Consider the following 18495-nt stretch of genomic DNA (forward strand, 5'->3'; position numbering starts at 1 on the left):
GCCCGGCAGCAGGAGAGGCGCTGTGCAGGGCTTGCGGCCCGCGCCGGTGAGGGTGCCGTGGACGCTCGTGGCGCTGGCCCTGGTGACCGGCGTCCTGCTGGACCTTTTCGGGCCCGAGCCGTACCTGGGGCTCCCGCTCCTGGCGGCCGGGCCGCTGATCGCGGGCGCCATGCTGCCCTACCGTTCCGCGGTCGCTGTCGTGGCCGTGACGTGCGGGCTCTCGGTGGGGCTGGACATCGTGCGCGGGCGGCCGGCGACGCCGCTGCTCGTCGATCTGGCGGTGGTCGGTCTGATCGGTGGGCTGGGGCTGGCGATCAACGGGCTGATCGCGCGCCAGGGGCGTGATCTGGCGCTGACCCGGGACCTCGCGGAGGCGGTCCAGCTGGCGGTGCTTCCGGACCCGCCGGAGCGGGCCGGTCCGCTGGCCGTGGCCGCCGGATATGTCGCGGCGCAGGCGGAGGCGAGGATCGGCGGTGACCTGTACGCGGTACAGGAGACGCCCTTCGGGGTGCGAATGATCATCGGCGATGTCCGCGGCAAGGGCATTCAGGCCGTCGCCGCCGTCTCGGTCGCCATCGGCGCCTTCCGGCAGGAGGCCGAGTACGCTCCCACGCTCGACACGCTGGTGCAGCGGCTGGACGAGGCGATGGCCAGGGCGGGGGCCCGGAGCGGCCCGATCACGTCGACCGAGGGCTTCACCACCGCCGTCCTGGCCGAGGTGTCCGCCGACGGCCAGGCGCTGAGCCTGGTCAACCGCGGGCATCCGCCCCCGTACTTGGTCCACGGCGGGCAGCTGGTACGACTCGATCCGGCCGTCCCGCAGCTGCCCCTGGGCATGGGGCTGGACGACCTCGCGCCCGTGGGGCACCCGCCGGCCGACGTGGTGCGCCTGCCGCCGGGCGCTTCGCTGCTGCTGGTCACCGACGGTGTCACCGAGGCGCGGGACGCACAGGGAACCTTCTACGACCCACTGCGTTCCCGGCGCATGGGCCGGCGGTTCACCCACCCCGACGCCCTGGTGGAAGCCCTGATCAAGGACGTCGGCCGCTGGACCGGCGGCGAAGGCCAGGACGACATGGCCATCCTGGCCGTCACCCGCGGCTAGGGGTGTCCGGGCGTCTCAGTCGAGGACGTGCCGCAGATAGGACCGCGGGTCGCCCAGATAGCGGCGCCAGTGGTCGACCAGGGCGAGTTCATGCCAGGCCACGTTGCGCATGCCGTGTTCGCCGATCTCGACGATGTCCGCACCGGGCAGCGCGGTCAGCAGCGGAGAGTGGGTGGCGCAGACGACCTGACCGCCGTTCTTCGCCAACTGGTCGATATGGCCGAGAAGTTCGAGGCAGGAGGCGAACGACAGCGCGGCTTCCGGCTCGTCCATCACATACAGCCCGGGCCGGAGGAACTTGGACCGGAACGCCTCCAGGAAACCCTCGCCATGGCTGACGGAATCCGGCGCGAACCCCTCCCGCTCCAGCGCGTTCAGCGCGGTTTCGGCGCGCAGGAAGAACCCCTTGCGGGCCGACCAGCTGCTCAGCATCTGCCGTCCACGCGGCGCCGCGTCGAAGCGGATCCGCTCGCCCAACACCGATTTGGCCCGGTGGCTGGCGTAGCGCCAGTCGTGGGAGCCGCCCCAGGGGTCCAGGCCGAAGCCCTCGGCGAGCGCCTCGACCAGCGTCGATTTGCCCGAGCCGTTCTCGCCGACGAGGAAGGTCACCGGTGCGGTGAAGCGCAGCCCGTTCGCCAGGAGGGCGCGAACACAGGGCACGGACCAGGGCCACTCCCGGTCGTCACCGGAGGCCACGTGTGCGTACGCACGTTCGATAATCACCCGTCGAGTCTCGCACGGGGGACCGGGGACGAGGAGGACCGGCGCGCCCGCCGCGCAGGAGCCTCTGCCTTTGGGCAGAGGCGGCTCCGCCTCAAGGACCAGCGGAGTCCCGTGCACGGCCCCCGATAATCGGCGTTATGTCCTCCAGCGCCCCACCCGTGTCCGAGCACCACACTCCCCGGAGCCTCTTTGCGGAGCCCGGCGAGCGGGGGCGGCAGCTGTGGCGGGCGGCCGGCGAGGCGCTGCTGGCCGCGGTGCTCGTGCTGCTCACCTACTGGGCCGAGTCGGGGATCGACGCCAGGCTGGGCCTGGGCTGGCCGGCGGTGCCTCTGGAGGCCGTCGGCGTCGCGCTGGTGCTGGTGCGGCGCCGGTACCCGGTGGCCGCTGTGGTCGGGCTGGCCGCGCTGATGGGGGTGGTGCCCTCCGTGGCGCTGCTGACCGCGGTGGCCGCCCACACCGCGACCCGGCAGTTGAGGACGCCGCGGCGGCGCTTCGGGGTGCTGCTCGGGGCGGCCGCCGTGGCGATGCTGACCTGCGCGGTGTGCGCTCCTGTGCTGGAGCTGGGCAGCCACCTGTTCGGCCTGGCGCTGGCCGCGGTGCTCGCCGTCGCCACGGTCGTGGTGCCCGGGCTGGTCGGTACCACCGCCGGGCAGAGCGACCGGTTGCTGCGGGCGCTGCGGGAGCGCGCCGCCGCCGCCGAGGAGGCGCGGCGCCTGACGGACAGCGAGTCCCGGATGCGCGAGCGGTCGCGGATCGCCGCGGAGATGCACGATCTGGTCGGGCACCGGCTGAGCCTGGTCTCGCTGCACGCGGGCGGGCTGGAGATGGCGCTGCTCAAGGAGGCGCCCGAGCTACGGGACGAGGCCGCTGTGGTGCGCCGTGCCACCCGGGACGCGATGCAGGAGCTGCGGGAGGTGCTGGGGGTCCTCGGGCCGTTGGGGGGCGACACCGGCATCGGCGCGCTGACCGATGCCACGGGCACCCGGGCGGACGTCGAGGCGCTGGTCGAGGAGTCGCGCGGCGGCGGCATCCCCGCCGAACTGGTCTGGGAGGGGCCGGACCTCGACGCCCGGCCGGCCCGGGTGCGGCGGGCGGTGCACCGCGTGGTGCGCGAGTCGCTCACCAACGTGCACCGGTACGCGGCCGGGGCCCATGTGACCGTGACCGTCCGGCACACCGGCGAGCGGGTGGAGGTACGGGTGCGCAACGGCGCCCCACCCACGCGGCCGCCCCTGACGACCGGGCTCGGCTCCGGGCGCGGGCTGACCGGGATGCGGGAGCGGGTGGCGCTGCTCGGCGGCGACCTGGAGGCCGGCCCGACGCCCGGCGGCGGCTTCGCCGTTGCGGCCGACCTTCCCGCCGACCCCGGGCCCGGCGCGGAGACGGTGGAGGCGGCGCCGGACGACAGCGGACCGGTCGCCGTCGACGAGCCCGGCAGCGGGCTCTCCGTCCTCCAGCGGCGCATCGCCGGCGCCGTCACCGGGCTGCTCGGCCTGGTGGGGGTGAGCGCGATGATGCTGTTCGGGGTCCTGCTGGTGGACCATTCCCGCTACGACCTCGCGTACCGGAGCCCGCAACCGCCCCGGGTGGGGATGACGCGGGAGCAGGTGCAGCGCACCGTCGCGCCGGACGACCCCGCGTCGCGCGCGGCCGCCGCCGGGCGCGAACCGCCGCGGCCGGGCTCCGCCACGGACTGCCTGTATCCGTACGCGGGCGAGAAGCCCGAGCACGGGCGGCTGGAGCTCGTCCGCTACTGCTTCCGGTCCGACACTCTGATCGCGATCGACCGCTTTACCGTTCCCCTGGTGACCGAACCGCACGGTGGGAGAAGGACGCATGACTGACCAGGCCAACTCCGCGCACCCGCAAGCGGGTTCCGCGATCCGGGTGCTGCTCGCCGACGACGAGGAGATGATCCGGCACGGCGTCCGGCTGGTCCTCCGGCACGCCGAGGGCATCGAAGTGGTGGCCGAGGCGGCCAACGGCGCCGAGGCCGTCCGGGCCGGTGCCGAGCACCGGCCCGATGTGGTGCTCCTCGACGTCCGCATGCCGGTACTCGACGGGCTCGCGGCCATCGCACCGCTCGCCGCCCTCGACCCCGCGCCAACGGTGGTCATGCTCACCACCTTCGGTGACGAGGAGAACGTCATCCGGGCCCTGCGGGCGGGCGCCACCGGCTTCCTGCTCAAGGACGAGGGGCCGCAGGAGCTGATCAACGCGGTACGCAGGGCGGCCGCGGGGGACGCGGTGCTCTCGCCCGGCGTCACCGGGACGGTCATCCGGCAGATGCTGAGCTGCGGCGGAAGCGGGGCGGCCGCCACGGACCACCGGGTGGCGGACCTGACCGGCCGGGAGCGGGAGGTGCTCCGCATGCTGGGAGAGGGGCTCTCGAACCTGGAGATCGGCAGGCGGCTCGGCATCGGTGTGGGGACGGTCAAGAGCCACGTCGGCTCGATCCTGGGGAAGACGGGGTGCGGCAGCCGGGTGCAGGCGGCGCTGCTGGCGCACCAGGCCGGGCTGATGGGCTGAGCCCGGCCTGGTGCGACTCGGCTGCTGACCCGTCGGGGGCCTGAAACCCTTGGCTTCAGGCTCCCGTTGGCCCTCGGGCCGCGACGGACCTGCGCTACCCGGCTGCCGGTGGCGTGGCAGCCGGAGCCGGCGAAACAGGCGGAACGGGCGGCCTGCTGGGGTTGTAACCCTCGGCGTCCGGATGGACGTCCCGGTATATCGCGCGGGAAATCGTCTCTATCGTCTCGATCCCGTAGTCCATCCCCTCTTCCTTCGGGTGCCCTTCGGGAACTCGGTTGTTTTCGGTGAGGACGACCATGCCGGAGTCGTAGCCGTTGTCGGTGAGGACGGCCATGCTGTTCACCTTCCAGTCGCCCCGGTCGAAGAGGGCGACGTCGGCGTTGTTACTCCGCTGCATCCAGCCGTCCTTCACATGGATTACGGCATCGACCGGAGCGCCGGCCGTGGCGCCCCAACGCTGGGTGCTCTGCACGTCCTTCATGAGGTCGAGTGCGTAAGCGCGCGCCTTGCTCCCGAGAACCGCATCGTCGTTACCCGAGAAGAGGTGCAACAGCTTGGTCTGGTCGTTCGCGGTGACCTGGGAGGTGCCCCAGAACCCTTCCTTGTCGAGGACGGTGTCGTGCATCCCGGCCTTGTCCAGGAATTCCTGGATCTTGACCGGGTCCGGCTTCTTGGGATCCGTCAGATCGGACAACTGCTTCCACAGGGCGGTTGCGGCGTCGTTGTCCGAAGCGGTGATCATCTTGCGCGCGAGCGCATCCTCTTCCGCGGTGAGGTTGCCGTCCCGCTGGTAGAGCAGGGCGCCGAGAATGATGGTCTTCACCACGCTGGCCGCGTCGTACTGCTTGTCGGCGTCGGACGTGCACCTGGTTCCGGTGGGCTCGTCGTAGAAGGAGACCGAGGCCATGCTCTTCCGGCTTTCCAGCGCCTTGGCGATGTCGTTCGTCAGTTTCGTGGCCAGCTCCTGATTCTTTGAGGTGCATTGCACCGCCGTGGCGGTGGCCGTGGCGCTCTGCGATGCCGCGACGGAAGGTGAAGCCGCCGCGATGGGCCCGGCGATGACTCCGGCTCCCAGTGCCGCCGCGGTGAAGGTGGAAAGCCATTTCATCTCTGATCGCTGTCCTTTCGGGGGGTGTGAACATTCGGTTCGAGGGTGGGCGTGGGGGATCGTCGTCGGCCCTGGTCGTCGGGCAGGACGGACGGGGGTGTTGAGGCATGGTGGAGGGCAACCCGGGGGTGGCGCCCGGCAGATGGCGTGGCGTGGGCGGGCGGGGGCAGGGCCATCGCGGGAAGATCGACGGTCCCGACCATCGTGGCCGCGGTATGCGCTCCCCTTGTCGCTCTCAGGTCGGGGAAGCACCGCCCGACCAAGGGAGGATGTGCCGCGGCCGGGTCCCCCTCCGGGACCATGGCGGCTCTGTCCGAAGAGGGAGCCGACGGCCCGGGGCCCCGGTTCTCCAGGGCGGCTCCCTCACGGAAGTCCCGCCTCGGCGATGGCCCGACGGGCCTCGGCCGGTCCGGTCCAGTGCCGGGCGGGTATCCCTGCCGCGCGGGCACTGTCGATGTTGATGCGCCGGTCGTCGAAGAACAGACAGTCGGCAGGTGCGCAGCGCAGACGCCGGAGCAGGACGTGCCACACGTCGCTCTCCGGTTTCGCGACCCCGACCTCCCCGGAGAACACCAGGTGGCGAAAGTGCGCGGACCACGGCTGGCGGCGGAAGAACCGGCCGTGCGAGCGGGGCGCGTTGGACAGCAGGGCCAGGGCGGCCCCCTCCTGGTTCAGCTCGCCGAGCAGCGACACCACCTCCGGTGCGGTCTCCCGCCACCCGTCGAGGTCGACCCTGGTGAGCTGTGCGGCCTGCCGTACGGTGACGCGCTTGCCGGCGGCGTGGCCGACGGCCCGCCAGTAGCGAAGGTCCGTCCAGCCCCGGTCGTAGACGTCCCGGAACCTCCAGTAGCCGTCCGCGAAGGACTCCGGCTCCACGTCCAGGAGGGCGGCGAGCTCCGGCACGACCTCGCTCTGTTTGCTGATGACATTGCCGTAGTCGAAGATCAGCCAGCGCACCGGGATTCCTCCCCCGCCTGGTCACCGGGGAGCAGGAGCACCTTCATGGCCGCGTACGAGGACGGTGCCGACCGGGTGTCCGCCAACGGGACGTGGAGGGCGGCGAATGCCTCGGCGTAGCGGTGCAGCGGCAGCGTATGCGTGACCAGGCTGTCCAGGGGCAGGTCCCGGGCCAGGTCCAACGCCGTCTGGAACAGGTGCGGGGGATAGGGGCCGGCGCCCACGAGCCGCACTCCCCGGGTGACGAGCGGGCGCACGGGAATCGTGGCCGTGGCGGTCTCCCGTTCGCCCATGGCCACCACCGTTCCGCCGGTCGCGACCACCTCCAGGGCCTCGGCCGACAGCACCCCCGTGGTGTCGACGACCACGTCCGGCCCGGCGTCCGAACCGGCGACCGCCGGCCACAGGTCCCCGTCCCGCGCCGGCACCACCCGTGCCGCGTCCGGCAGGACGCGCCGCGCCAGTTCCACGCGGACGGCGTCGCGTTCCACCACGGTGACGCGATGGCCGCGGAAGGCGAGCACCAGGGCGCACAGCGTTCCGATGGGGCCGGCCCCGAGGACCAGGCAGCGGTCCGTCCAGCGCGGGGACGCGGCAGTGAGGTTGTTCAGTACGCACGCCAGCGGCTCGACGAGCGCGGCGCGGCGGTAGGAGACCCCCGGCGGCAGGGGGTGCAGGAACGGCGCCGGGACCACGACGTACTCCGCCAGGGTGCCGTCGTGGTCGACCCCGATCTCGCGCCCGTCCTTCGCCGTGCAGTGGGCGGCCATCCCGCGACGGCAGTACCGGCAACGTCCGCAGTGGTAGGTCGGATTGATCACCACTCGCGCGCCCGGAGCCGGCGAGCCGACGGCCGGACCCGTGGCCACCACCTCGCCGGCCGCCTCGTGTCCGAGCACGACGCCGGGGCGGGCGGGGAATTCGCCCAGGACGATGCTCCGGTCCGTTCCACAGATACCGCCGGCGGCGACCCGGACCACGACGTCGTCCGGTCGGCACGGCGCGGGCAGCGGACGGCTGCACAGCCGCAGTCGCCCGCCCTTTTCGAAGACCAGGGCCTGCATCATCGTCGTCGCTTTCAACGTTCATGCTCCTTGGGCTGGATGTATGGTCTGGGCTCTCGCCGGTTGCCGACATGCGCAGGCGTGGTGCGGACCGGTGTCGGTGAATTCCCGCAAACCGTGAGCCCGTCCGACGGGTTCCGAGAATGAGGACCCGGGTGATGACCGATGAAAATCCTGCTGCTCGGTGCGTCGGGCTATGTGGGCGGAGCCCTGTGGAAGAGCCTTTCGGCCCGCCACACCGTGGTGGGTACCTGCGCGCAACGGGCCGTGCCCGGCCTGGTGACGGTGGACCTGCGCGACGAGGCGGCGCTGTGCGCACTGCTGGATCAGGGCTTCGACCTGGTGATGCACGCCGCCGGACTGGTCGACCTCGCCGCCGCGGAGGCGCAGCCCGCGCTCGCCCACGCGCTCAACGTCCGCTCCGTGCAGGTGCTGCTCGCGGCGGTCCGGGACACCGGGACCAAGGTCCTCCTGCTGTCCAGTGACAACGTCTTCGACGGCACGGGGGAGGTGTACACCGAGGAGGACCCGCGCTCGCCCGTGAACGTCTACGGGCGCACCAAGTGTGCGGCGGAGGACGCGCTGCTGGGCGAGGGCGGCCACCTGGTGGTGCGCATCCCCCTGGTCTACGGCCGCAGCCCCTGGGCGGACAGGTTCATGGCGCGCTTCGCGGGCCCCGTCACCCGGGCACAGACGGACGTCGTCTGCGCGCCGGTGTATCTGCCGAGCCTCGCGCCGGCCTTGGAGGAACTCTGGGACCGCCAGGGGCTGTTGCACTTTGCCGGTGCCGAGGTGGTGACCCGATTCGAGCTGATGTCGAGAGTCGCCGAGGCGCTGCGACTTCCCACCCGGGTCGTACCCGTCCGGAACGACGACGTATTCACCTCGCCGCGCCGCCCCAAGCGGCTGGTATTGCGCAGTGTGCATCACGATTTCCTGGGTCCTGACGTGGCGACGGCGCTCGCCGACCTGGCGAGCGACAGCACGGAAGAAAAAACCTGAGCCCCCGGGCGAAATCGCTGTGTGGTCCGACCCGACGGTGCGGGACTTCCCGAACAGCTCGTTCCGTGGCGGGAGATGACCCACGCTAGGGCCTCCACCGGCGGTTATGCCCGGTGCGGAGGGGAATGCCGGGGCCCCGCCCGATTGATTGCGGTGCGGAGCCGGGCAATTTCGTGGTCACGACGGACCGGTGTACGGGGTGACCGAAGCATTAGCCCCGGCTGGTTGATTCGCCGCCGGGCGCTGCTTTGAATGAGGGCTCATTGAGCCACGGGTGGCTGAAACCTTGTGCCGCCACTTCGTACATCACGGGGGGCCGTTGTGTCGCATCCTTGTCCGTCTGCCGATTCCGCCGTGCGCACCGTGCCTTTGCGCGCGGTCTTCTTCGATTTCGACGGCACCTTGTGGGATCCCGAGCCGCATATCTTTCATGCGTACGCGGAGGTATTCCGCCGGCACGGACAGGTGCTCACGGGAAGCACCTGGTCCACCGTGGTGGGCACGGTCGGCTTCGACCTGTGGACCGAACTGGAGCGGCTGACGGGCGGCTGCGTCGATCGGGAGGCGGCCGACGCCGTGGTCTCGCTCGGCACCGAGGAGCGGCTGGCGGGACTGGGATCGCGCCCGGGAGTACACCGGTGGCTGGCCGAGCTGGACCGCTCGGGACTGGCCCGGGTGCTCGTCAGCAACAGCCGCCGGCCCTGGATCGCCCGGTACCTCCGGCAGTGCGGCATCGACCGGGGCTGGCGGGCCATCCACAGCTCGGACGGGCGGCCCGACCGGGCCAAGCCGGCGCCGCACCTCTACCAGGAGGCGCTGGACCGGCTCGGGTTGCGGCCCGACGAGGCGATGGCGTTCGAGGACTCGCCCAGCGGCATCAAGGCGGCCAAGCGAGCCGGCCTGCGGTGCGTCGCGGTGCCCAACGCGATGACCGCCGGCCTGGATCTGAGCGAGGCGGACCTGACCCTGGCGTCCTTCGCGCACATGGACCTTCCGCAACTGCTGCATTCGATGGGGCTGCGGGCCGGGAGCGGAGACCCGCCGCAGGGTTCCCGCGCGCGACGGGCGGCGCGTGGTGCGGACTCCCCCGAGGCAGGCCGAAGTATTCCGGAACACAGGCAAGGAGCGTCGAGCATGACCGTGTTGCCGTCAGCGAACTCGTGCGGAGAGGACGTCGAGGACGTTCTGCACCACTACTACAACCCACCACATCCCTTGAAGGCCGCCCGGGGCGAGGGGGTTTACCTCTGCGCGGACGACGGGACGCGGTACCTGGACTGCTCGTCGGGCACCTTCAACCTGACGCTCGGCTACTCCCACCCGGAGATCGTGGAGGCGGTCCGCGCGCAGGCGGGCGAACTCATCCACGTCACCTCCAAGTTCCAGTCGGGTCCGGTGAACGAACTGGTCAGCCGGCTGGCGGAGATCGCACCGGACGGCCTGAGCCGGGTCCACCTGAAGTCGTCGAGCGGCTCGGACGCCAACGAGGGCGCCATCAAGATCGCTCAGCACCACACCGGGAATCCGGACATCGTCTCGCTGTTCCGCGCGCACCTCGGACAGACCATGGGGATGATCGGTGCCTCGGGCGCCGCGTTCCGCCGGGCTCCCTTCCCCTCCCAGATACCGGGCGTGGTGCACGTCCCCGACCCGTACTGTGCGCGGTGCTTCTACCGCCAGGAACGCGCCACCTGCGGTCTGTTGTGCGCGGAGCGCATCAACGACTTCATCGACTACGCCAGTTCCGGCCGGGTGGCGTGCGTGGTGGTGGAACCGATCTCCGGCAACGGGGGCAACGTGGTGGCCCCGGACGGCTACCTTCAGGCCTTGCGCGACCTGTGCGACGAACGCGGCATCCTGCTGGTGTTCGACGAGATCCAGACCGGCTTCGGGCGGACCGGCCACATGTTCGCCGCCGACACCTACGGCGTCACGCCCGACATGCTCACCTTCGGCAAGGGGCTGGGCGGCTCGGGCCTGCCGATCGCGGGCATCCTCGCCAAGGAGCGGCTGACCGGCCTGGAGGGGCACCACATCAGCTCCACCTTCGGCGCCAATGTGCTGGCGGCCGCCGCGGCGGTCAAGACGATCGAGATCCTCCGCCGCCCGGGGTTCCTGGAGAACGTGCGCGCCGTGGGCGCCCACGTCATGTCCCGTCTGCGGGAGCTGGCCCCCCAGGTCCCCTTCATGGGCGACATACGGGGCGAGGGCCTGATGATCGGCGTCGAGATCGTCGACAGTGACGGAGCACCCGACCCCGCGCTCACCACCCACCTGGCCGAACGCGGCATGGCGCACGGCCTGTTGCTGCGGACGTCCCTGTACGGCTTCGGCAACGTCGTCAAGGTCAGACCGCCGTTGATCATGACGAGGGAGGAGGCGGACGACATGTGCGACCGCCTGCGGCGACTGTTCCTGGACGCCTCATGAGGGACCTGATCCACGGCCTGGCCGCGCACATCCGCCACGTCGTCCGTGCCGACCGGGCCGGTGCCGGCGGCCGCTACGTGGACGGCACCACCGCCGGCGGAGACGCGGAATTCCCGGTCGACGTCCTGGCCGAGGAAGCAGCCTGGGACTACCTCGTCGCGGCCGGCGTCCCGCTGGCCGTCTACACCGAGAGCTACGGGCTCCGCCGGATCGGCGCCCACCCCCGGCATGTCCTGGTGATCGACCCGATCGACGGCACCCGCGGGGCGGCGGCCGACATGGAGCCGGCGTGCGTGTCGATCGCCGCCGCGCGCTGTACCGACGCCCCCACCATCGGGGACATCGACAGCGCGATGCTCATGGAGATCAAGACCGGTCACTGGATGTACGCCGACGACGCCTTGCCGGGCATCCACAGCAGCGGCTATCCGGGACGGCTGCCCTGCCTGGGCACCACCACGGATCCGGAGCGGATGTTCTGGACCCTGGAGTTCAACGGTCACCCGGCCCAGCTGATGGTGGGCGCCTACGGGCACCTGATCGACGCCTCGGCCAACCGCGGCGGCGTCTACGTCGTCAACAGCGCCTCCTTCTCCCTCTCCCGGATCATCACGGGTCAGATGGACGCCTACGTCGACATCGGCAACCGTCTGCTGCGCGACCACCCCGAGACGGAGGCCGCGTTCCGCACGGTGGGGCACGGAAGCATCCTGCACCTCTTCCCGTACGACATCGCGGCGTCGGTGTACCTGGCCGAGCGTGCCGGAGTCGTCATCACCGACGCCTACGGGGAGTCGCTGCACGACACCCTCCTGCTGGACATCAGCGCCGACAACCAGCGCTCCTGCATCGCCGCGTGCACGCCCGAACTCCACCGGTCCCTGCTGTCCGCCATCCACTGGTGAGCGCCCACGCCCGGAGGACACCATGAGCACCCATCAGCCCCGCACCACGCCGGGGCCCCCTTCCACCGCCGGCCCCGACGAATGGCGTGCGATCCAGGAGGCCGCACAGCGACTCGGCCTCGACGTGGGCGAGGAGATCCTCGACGGTGGCTCGCCGGCCCGCGTCCACCGGGCGCGCACGGCCGAGGGCACCGAGTTGGTCCTGAAGGTCCTGACCGCGGCGAGCGGCGCCGTCGACGGGCACGACCTGTCCTCCTTCCGCGGCAAACGCGAGCAGATCGCGCTCATCCGACGGGCGGCACCGCAACTGGGCGCCCACTACCTGCCCGTACTGGACAGCATCGAGGGCAGCGGATGGGCCGCCTGCACCACGCCGTACTACCCGTCCCGGGATCTGGCCGCGTGCCTGCGGGAGGGGCCGGACAGGACGCGGCGGTTCTTCGCCCACCACGACGCCGTGGTGCACGGCATGTTCGTGCACGGCTACGGCACCCGCTCGGTCCCGGCCCCGGCCGATCACCTTCCCGAGGTCAACCTCGGGAGGTTCCTGCGCCGGCTCCCGGTGCTGGCACGCCGACTGCCCGAGGTCGCCGCGGCCGACGAGCTGGTGATCAACGACCGGCGCTGCGTCGCGCCGGCCCGGCTGCTGCAGCACCTGTCGGACGAACACGCCGCCCTGCTACGGCGGTTGGCCCCGCCCCGGCTGATGTTCCCCGCCCACGGCGACGCCAACGTCCGCAACATCCTGGTCGGACGGGCCGCCGGCACCGGGACGGACGACGGTCCGCAGGTCCACTCGGAGACGGCGGCGCGAGCCCACCCGGAGACGGCGGCGCGAGCCCACCCGGAGACGGATGCCCGGGCCCACCCGGTGACGGACGCCCGGGCCCGCCCGGTGACGGACGCGCCGGCCGACCCCGTGACGGACTACCGCATCATCGATCCGCGCGGCTCCGTGGACCACTGGGATCCGGTCTACGACCTGGCCAAGACCCTGTTCAGCCTCACCGTGTGGGACCCCGCCCTCCGGCTGGGCTTCGCCGTCGACGGTGCCACCGTGCACGGCACGCCGCGCTACCGGGTCGGGTTCCGCCGGCCCGTGTACCCGGGCTACCGCTCGGCGGCCCACGGCTTCCTGCCGTACCTGGAAGGCTCCGAGATATCCGGGCTGCTGGACGGGGACCCCGGCTGGCGGCAGCGTCTGCTGCTCACTCACGATCTCCACGTCCTCGCGGAGGCCCCCTGCCGCCTGTCGGACCTCAAGCCGAAACCGGACGCCGAGGGCCGGTGCACGCCGCCCGAGGAACTCGCCCTGGGCCACTACCTGATGGGCACCCTGCTCCTGGACGACCTGGTCCGGCAGCTGACGGGACCGGCGGAACCGGACGTGGACCGGCACCTGGCACTGGTGACCGGCGGGCCCGGCCGGGAGACCGGCTCATGACCGGCCCGCCGGTCCCCCGGCACCCGCCGGCCACCGCCGTACCCCGCCTGCGGGCGGCGGTGGTGGGACACCTGGAGTGGACCACCATCGCGCGGGTGCGGCAGCTGCCGGCCCGCGGCGACATCGTCCACGCGGAGGTCCTCTGGGAGGGGCCGGCCGGCGGCGGAGCGGTGGCCGCCGCGCGACTCGCGGCCCTGGCCGGGGCGTGCACCTTCTTCACGGCGCTCGGCGACGACCAGGCGGCCGGTCGCTCCCGGGAGGTGCTCGGCCGGCTCGGCGTGGAGGTGGTGGCCGCCGTACGGGACCGGCCCACCCGGTCGGCCGTGAGCCTCGTCGACGCCTCCGGTGAGCGGACCACGGCCACCCTGGGGGCACGGCTCCAGCCGGAAGCGGCGGACGACCTGCCCTGGGAAACCCTCCGCTCCTACGACACCGTCTACTTCACCGCCGGCGGAGCGGGGGCCCTGGCGCGGGCACGGCAGGCAGCGGTCCTCACCGCGACCAGCCGGGAGTTCCCCCTCCTCACCACCGCGGGGATCCCCGTGGACGCCTTGGTGGGCAGCGCGGACGATCCCGCGGAGCGCTGCGACCCGACGGGCCTGCCCCGGCCACCGGGCCTGCTCGTCGTCACCGAGGGCGCGCAAGGAGGCGTGTACCGCGCACGGGACGGAACCGCCCGACGCTACCGGGCCGTCCGTCCTCCCCGCCCGGTGGTGGACTGCTACGGCGCGGGCGACAACTTCGCCGCCGCACTGGCCTTCGCACTGGGCACCGGCAGCCCTGCCGCCCAGGCCGTGACGTTCGCGGCGGGCACCGCGGCCCGGTGCGCGGCCACCCGCGGCCCCTACGCGGTGCCCGGGAACCCGGGCCCCACGGGGCCGCACCGATCCACCAACCGAGGAGCACCATGTGCACCACCCTCGTTCTCTGGGACATCGACCACACCCTGATGGTCAGCGGGCCGGCCGCCACGTCCGTGTACCCCCGGGCCTTCACCCTGCTGACCGGCCGTGCTCCCACCGCCACCGTGGAGACGGAAGGCCGCACCGAGCGCGCGATCCTGCAGGAGCTCCTCGCCCTCGAAGGGGTCACCGGCATCGCCCGGTCCGCGGCCGACCGGGCGATGGTGCGGTCCCTGCGGGCGGTCGCGAAGGAACTGCGCGACCACAGCCACGCCTTGCCCGGCGCCCGCGAAGCACTCACCGCCCTGCGCGCCGAGCCCCGGGTGATCCAGTCCCTGCTGACCGGCAACCTGCTCCGGAACGCCGTCCGCAAGCTCCGCGCCGTCGCACTGCACGAATGCGTGGAGGTCGGGATCGGCGCCTACGGGTCCGACAGCGCCGTCCGCGCCGACCTGGTGGGCATCGCGCAGCAACGGGCGCGGCACCGGTACGGAGCCGTCTTCGGACCGGACAACACGGTCGTGCTCGGGGACACCGTCCGGGACGTGCGGGCCGCACGCGCCGGCGGAGCCCGGCCGATCGCCGTGGCGACGGGCACGTGCACCCTCGCGGAACTGCGGGCGGCCGGCGCCGAGTCGGTGCTCCCCGACCTGCGGGACACCGACGCCGTGCTCGCCGCGGTGCTGGGCGGTCGCCCGCCGGAAGGCCCACGGCCGGAAGACCCGCAGCCGGAAGACCCGCAGCCGCGGGAACAGCAGGCCCCCGCGCCCACGAGTGCCACGACCGACACGGCCACCGGCCCCACCGACACCGGGAGACGACCGTGACGGCGGCACGGAACCAGCAGACCGGCGGGCAGCCGGCACCGGCACCGGCCCCCGAACCGGCACCGGCGCAGGAAGCGCAGCCGGTGCGGCCGCTACCCCTGGTCTCCGTCGTCGTGCCCGCCCGCAACGCCGCCGCCACGCTCGGCCGGCAACTGGAGGCCCTCGCCGGCCAGGACTACACCGGGCCGTGGGAGGTCGTCGTCGTCGACGACGGCTCGCAGGACGGCACCGGGGAGGTCGCCGCCACCTACCGGCCCCGGCTGCCCCGGCTGCACGTCGTCCGCACCCGGGGGACCGGGGGAGGGGGAGTCAACCGCGCCCGTAACACGGGCTGCCGGCACAGCGCGGGCGACGTCCTGGTGTTCTGCGACGCCGATGACGTCGTCGCCCCCGGCTGGCTCACCGCGATGGAGGAGGCGCTGCGCCGGTCACCGGCGGTCGGCGGCGCCCTCGAACGCGTCTCCCTGAACGATTCGGTGGCGCTGGCCGCCCGCCCGCCCAAGCCGACCGCCTGTCTCGCCGATACCTTCGGATTCCTGCCCTACCCGCTCGGCGCCAACTGCGGTGCCCGACGGGAGGTCTGGGCGCTGCTCGGCGGCTTCGACGAGCGGTACCTCTACGGATCCGACGACGTCGAGTTCTTCTGGCGTGCGCAGCTCGCCGGCCGGGAGCTGGCCTTCGTCCCGGACGCCGTCGTGCACTACCAACTGCGCTCGACCGTCCGGCAGATGGTGCGCCAGGCGTTCCGCTACGGCAGGTCCCACCCCATGCTCTTCCGCACCTTCGCCGCCCACGGCATGCCCCGCTCCTCCCTCCCGGGCCTCGCGCGCGAGTGGGGGTGGCTCCTGTGCCACGGGCTCCACCTCGTGGGCCGCACCGACCGCCGGGCCGCCTGGCTTTCCCGGGCCGCCCTGCGGTCCGGCCGGCTCGTCGGGAGCGTCCGGCATCGCGTGCTCTACCTGTAAGGGCCGGCGCCCCGCCTCCCACGCCCGGCCCTTCCGGCCTCGTCCTCCCACCACCCTCAGCGGAGTAGTGATGACCCGTACCCCCCGCGCCCTGACGACGGACTCCTCCGCGGCCCGGCCTTCTCCCGAGCCCGGGGAGGACCCCCGCCCGGTCCTGGCCCTCGACATCGGCGGTACCAAGATCGCGGCGGCACTGGTGGACGCGGCGGCCCGGGTGTCGGCCCGTACGCAGATACCTACTCCCACCGGGAAGGACCCCGACGCGGCATGGTCCGCAGTGGCCGGCGCGGCCGCTGTCCCGCTGTCGCAGGCGGGCGCCCACCACGGCGGGGTGCGCGGCATCGCCGTCAGCTCCGCCGGGCCGCTCGACGTGGCCCGCGGCACCATCAGCCCCGTCATGATCCCGGTATGGCGGGACTTCCCGGTACGGGACCGGGCGGCCGCACTGGTACCGGGACGCCCCGTCGGCCTCGTCGGCGACGGCATCTGCGCGGCCGTCGGCGAACACTGGGCAGGCGCCGGCCGCGGGGCCGACCACCTGCTCGGCTGTGTCGTCTCCACCGGTGTCGGCGGCGGTCTCCTTCTCGACGGGCGTCCCTGGACGGGGCGTTCCGGCAACGCCGGGCACCTCGGCCATACCGTCATCGACCTCGCCGGCCCGCCGTGCCTGTGCGGCAGCCGCGGCTGCCTGGAGCTCTACGCCAGTGGCACCGCCCTGGTCGCCTGGGCCCGCAGGGCCGGATGGCGCGGGCCCGGCGGGCAGTCCACGGCGCGCGACCTGAGCACCGCGGCCCGTGCCGGCGACCCGGTGGCCTCGGCCGCGTTCGAGCGCGCGGGCCGGGCCCTCGGCGCCGCGTTCGCCTCCGTGTGCGCGGTCTGCGATCTGGACCGGATCGTGATCGGCGGTGGCGTCGCACAGGCCGGCCGGGTGCTGTTCGAGGCCATCGAGGCCGGGATGGGGGAATTCGCCGGGCTGGCTTTCGTCCGTGGCGTATCCCTCCACCCGTCCGCTCTGGGCGCCGACGCCTGCCTGGTGGGCGCCGCGGCGACCCTCCTCGCCCCCGACCGTTACGCGCGCCGGCCCTCGTCCGCCGCGGCCGACGGCGCCCCTGCCGCCGCGGCCCCCTGACCGGCGGTGCACCGGCGAGAAGGCACGGCAGGACCTTCTCCCCGCCGGTGCACCGCCTCCCCTTCCTCCCCGTACGCAGGCAGCCGGACCACCGAACCAAGGAGTCGCCCTTCATGTCTCTCGACGGGGAACGGCGGCTGCGCGCCGCTCGGCTGGCGACCTTCGGCTATTTCGCGCTGAACGGATTCCTCCTGGGTATGTGGGTCGTCCACATCCCCGTCGTCGAGCACCGCACCGGGATCAGCCATGCCGTCCTCGGCTGGCTCCTGCTGCTGCTCGGCGGGGGAGCCTTCCTCGGCATGCAGGCCGCCGGGCCGCTCACCGATCGCCTCGGCCCCCGCGCCGTCGTACCGTGCGGCGCCGCGCTGTGCAGCGCGGCGCTGATTCTGCCGGGGCTGGCCACCGGCGCCTGGACGCTGGGGGCGGCGCTGCTGGTGCTCGGCTTCGGCAACGGCTGCCTGGACGTCAGCATGAACGCGCACGCCGTCCAGGTCGAGCGCGGATGCCAACGCCCCGTGATGTCCGCCTTCCACGCCACCTTTTCCGTCGGCGGCGTGCTGGCCGCGCTGCTGGGCGCCCGCGCGCTCGGCTGGGGCTGGAGCCCCGTGGCGGCCCTCGGCGCCACGGCCGGCGTCGGCCTCGCGACCGCCGTACTGGCCGCCCCCGCGCTGCTCCGGCCCGAGCCTCCCCACACCGACGAAGGGCCGGCGGCCGCCGCGGGGACGCGCCGCCGCACACCACGGCGCATCTGGATGCTGGCCGCCCTGGCACTGGTCCTGATGTTGTCCGAGGGCGTCGCCTACGACTGGAGCGTGCTGCACCTGCGGGACGTCCTCGACGCGCCCGCTTCCACTGCTGCCCTCGCCTACGGCGCTTTCGCGACCGCCATGACGGTCGGCCGTCTGCTCGCCGACCGCGTGGTCGCGCGCTGGGGTCCGGTGGCGGTCCTGCGGTACGGGGCGTCGACGGCCGCACTGGCCCTGACGGTGGTGGCGTTGTCCCGCTCGGTCCCGCCGGCCCTGCTCGGCTGGACCGTGTGCGGGGCCGGGCTGGCCGGTTGTGTCCCCCAGCTCTTCAGCGCGGCGGGCCACGCCGACCGCACCGCCACCGGCGCCAACGTCTCCCGCGTCGCCGGCCTCGGCTACCTCGGCATGCTCGCCGGGCCGGCCGTCATCGGGCAGCTGACCCGCTTCGCCCCGCTCAACCTCACGTTCTTCGTGCCGGTCGCGTGCTGCCTCCTCGCGGCGGGCACGGCCGGCATCCTGCGCGCCCACGGCACGGGTACGGATTCCGGCCCGCTCTAGCGCGAGCCTTCCCAACTGGTTGCGCCCCACGCAACGGTGCCGCTCTCCGTCACCGCCCGTGACCGCCCGGGACCACGACGGGTGGGCGGCACGACCACGAC

At 73.0% G+C, this 18495-nt stretch carries 16 protein-coding genes; 12 read left to right on the forward strand and 4 right to left on the reverse strand.

What is annotated here, in order from left to right:
• The first annotated feature begins 22 nt into the window (after window positions 1-22).
• Window positions 23-1105 (forward strand): PP2C family protein-serine/threonine phosphatase, encoded by a 1083-nt coding sequence (locus EST92_RS00900; RefSeq protein ID WP_129279068.1) that lies wholly within the window; start codon window positions 23-25, stop codon window positions 1103-1105.
• 15 nt (window positions 1106-1120) lie between these two features.
• Here the strand turns inward: EST92_RS00900 and EST92_RS00905 are convergent, their stop codons facing one another.
• Window positions 1121-1828: an AAA family ATPase gene (locus EST92_RS00905; protein WP_129279069.1), complete on the reverse strand. Its 708-nt coding sequence runs from the start codon at window positions 1826-1828 to the stop codon at window positions 1121-1123.
• 137 nt (window positions 1829-1965) lie between these two features.
• Between EST92_RS00905 and EST92_RS32525 the strand changes: the two genes are divergently transcribed.
• Window positions 1966-3672 (forward strand): histidine kinase, encoded by a 1707-nt coding sequence (locus EST92_RS32525; RefSeq protein ID WP_129279070.1) that lies wholly within the window; start codon window positions 1966-1968, stop codon window positions 3670-3672.
• Entirely contained in the window at window positions 3665-4357 is a 693-nt protein-coding gene (locus EST92_RS00915) for a response regulator transcription factor (RefSeq protein WP_129279071.1), read from the forward strand. The genes EST92_RS32525 and EST92_RS00915 overlap by 8 nt, the downstream gene beginning before the upstream one ends.
• Window positions 4358-4451: 94 nt before the next feature.
• On the opposite strand, the gene EST92_RS00920 is transcribed toward EST92_RS00915, so the two are convergent.
• The 3 genes from EST92_RS00920 to EST92_RS00930 form a co-directional block, all read right to left on the reverse strand.
• The gene (locus EST92_RS00920; protein WP_254068370.1) at window positions 4452-5465 is read right to left on the reverse strand and encodes a serine hydrolase; all 1014 of its coding nucleotides are present in this window, start codon (window positions 5463-5465) and stop codon (window positions 4452-4454) included.
• Between the two features lie 363 nt (window positions 5466-5828).
• Window positions 5829-6422, reverse strand: coding sequence for an HAD family phosphatase (locus tag EST92_RS00925; RefSeq protein WP_129279072.1), 594 nt, complete (start codon window positions 6420-6422; stop codon window positions 5829-5831).
• A complete protein-coding gene (locus EST92_RS00930; RefSeq protein ID WP_129279073.1) occupies window positions 6410-7504 on the reverse strand; it encodes an alcohol dehydrogenase catalytic domain-containing protein in 1095 nt (364 codons plus the stop codon). Before EST92_RS00930 ends, EST92_RS00925 begins: the two co-directional genes overlap by 13 nt.
• Window positions 7505-7651: 147 nt before the next feature.
• Between EST92_RS00930 and EST92_RS00935 the strand changes: the two genes are divergently transcribed.
• From EST92_RS00935 to EST92_RS00975, 9 genes are all read left to right on the forward strand, one after another.
• The gene (locus EST92_RS00935) at window positions 7652-8488 is read left to right on the forward strand and encodes a sugar nucleotide-binding protein (RefSeq protein ID WP_129279074.1); all 837 of its coding nucleotides are present in this window, start codon (window positions 7652-7654) and stop codon (window positions 8486-8488) included.
• A gap of 354 nt (window positions 8489-8842) precedes the next feature.
• Complete coding sequence (locus EST92_RS00940) at window positions 8843-10918, forward strand: aminotransferase class III-fold pyridoxal phosphate-dependent enzyme (protein WP_161981684.1); 2076 nt, start codon at window positions 8843-8845, stop codon at window positions 10916-10918.
• Window positions 10915-11823, forward strand: coding sequence for an inositol monophosphatase family protein (locus tag EST92_RS00945; RefSeq protein ID WP_129279076.1), 909 nt, complete (start codon window positions 10915-10917; stop codon window positions 11821-11823). Before EST92_RS00940 ends, EST92_RS00945 begins: the two co-directional genes overlap by 4 nt.
• A gap of 22 nt (window positions 11824-11845) precedes the next feature.
• On the forward strand, window positions 11846-13267 hold the full coding sequence (locus tag EST92_RS00950) for a hypothetical protein (protein WP_129279077.1): 1422 nt from the start codon (window positions 11846-11848) through the stop codon (window positions 13265-13267).
• Complete coding sequence (locus EST92_RS00955) at window positions 13264-14217, forward strand: PfkB family carbohydrate kinase (RefSeq protein WP_129279078.1); 954 nt, start codon at window positions 13264-13266, stop codon at window positions 14215-14217. Before EST92_RS00950 ends, EST92_RS00955 begins: the two co-directional genes overlap by 4 nt.
• Complete coding sequence (locus tag EST92_RS00960) at window positions 14175-14996, forward strand: HAD family hydrolase (protein ID WP_129279079.1); 822 nt, start codon at window positions 14175-14177, stop codon at window positions 14994-14996. Before EST92_RS00955 ends, EST92_RS00960 begins: the two co-directional genes overlap by 43 nt.
• Complete coding sequence (locus tag EST92_RS00965; RefSeq protein ID WP_161981685.1) at window positions 14993-15961, forward strand: glycosyltransferase; 969 nt, start codon at window positions 14993-14995, stop codon at window positions 15959-15961. The genes EST92_RS00960 and EST92_RS00965 overlap by 4 nt, the downstream gene beginning before the upstream one ends.
• Before the next feature lie 70 nt (window positions 15962-16031).
• Window positions 16032-17090, forward strand: a complete 1059-nt coding sequence (locus EST92_RS00970) for an ROK family protein (protein WP_129279081.1) — start codon at window positions 16032-16034, stop codon at window positions 17088-17090.
• A gap of 113 nt (window positions 17091-17203) precedes the next feature.
• Window positions 17204-18394 carry an MFS transporter gene (locus tag EST92_RS00975; RefSeq protein ID WP_129279082.1) on the forward strand — a complete coding sequence of 397 codons (1191 nt, stop codon included), beginning with the start codon at window positions 17204-17206 and terminating at the stop codon, window positions 18392-18394.
• Window positions 18395-18495: the final 101 nt, after the last annotated feature.

This window comes from Streptomyces sp. TM32 (assembly GCF_004122755.1).
GTDB classification, from domain to species: Bacteria; Actinomycetota; Actinomycetes; order Streptomycetales; family Streptomycetaceae; genus Streptomyces; species Streptomyces sioyaensis.

Excerpts from the sequence above, each read along its gene's own strand:
- EST92_RS32525 (WP_129279070.1), top strand. The coding sequence starts at position 1,966 with ATGTCCTCCAGCGCCCCACCCGTGTCCGAGCACCACACTCCCCGGAGC.
- EST92_RS00915 (WP_129279071.1), top strand. The coding sequence starts at position 3,665 with ATGACTGACCAGGCCAACTCCGCGCACCCGCAAGCGGGTTCCGCGATC.
- EST92_RS00920 (WP_254068370.1), bottom strand. The coding sequence starts at position 5,465 with ATGAAATGGCTTTCCACCTTCACCGCGGCGGCACTGGGAGCCGGAGTC.
- EST92_RS00935 (WP_129279074.1), top strand. The coding sequence starts at position 7,652 with ATGAAAATCCTGCTGCTCGGTGCGTCGGGCTATGTGGGCGGAGCCCTG.
- EST92_RS00945 (WP_129279076.1), top strand. The coding sequence starts at position 10,915 with ATGAGGGACCTGATCCACGGCCTGGCCGCGCACATCCGCCACGTCGTC.
- EST92_RS00950 (WP_129279077.1), top strand. The coding sequence starts at position 11,846 with ATGAGCACCCATCAGCCCCGCACCACGCCGGGGCCCCCTTCCACCGCC.
- EST92_RS00955 (WP_129279078.1), top strand. The coding sequence starts at position 13,264 with ATGACCGGCCCGCCGGTCCCCCGGCACCCGCCGGCCACCGCCGTACCC.
- EST92_RS00960 (WP_129279079.1), top strand. The coding sequence starts at position 14,175 with ATGTGCACCACCCTCGTTCTCTGGGACATCGACCACACCCTGATGGTC.
- EST92_RS00970 (WP_129279081.1), top strand. The coding sequence starts at position 16,032 with ATGACCCGTACCCCCCGCGCCCTGACGACGGACTCCTCCGCGGCCCGG.
- EST92_RS00975 (WP_129279082.1), top strand. The coding sequence starts at position 17,204 with ATGTCTCTCGACGGGGAACGGCGGCTGCGCGCCGCTCGGCTGGCGACC.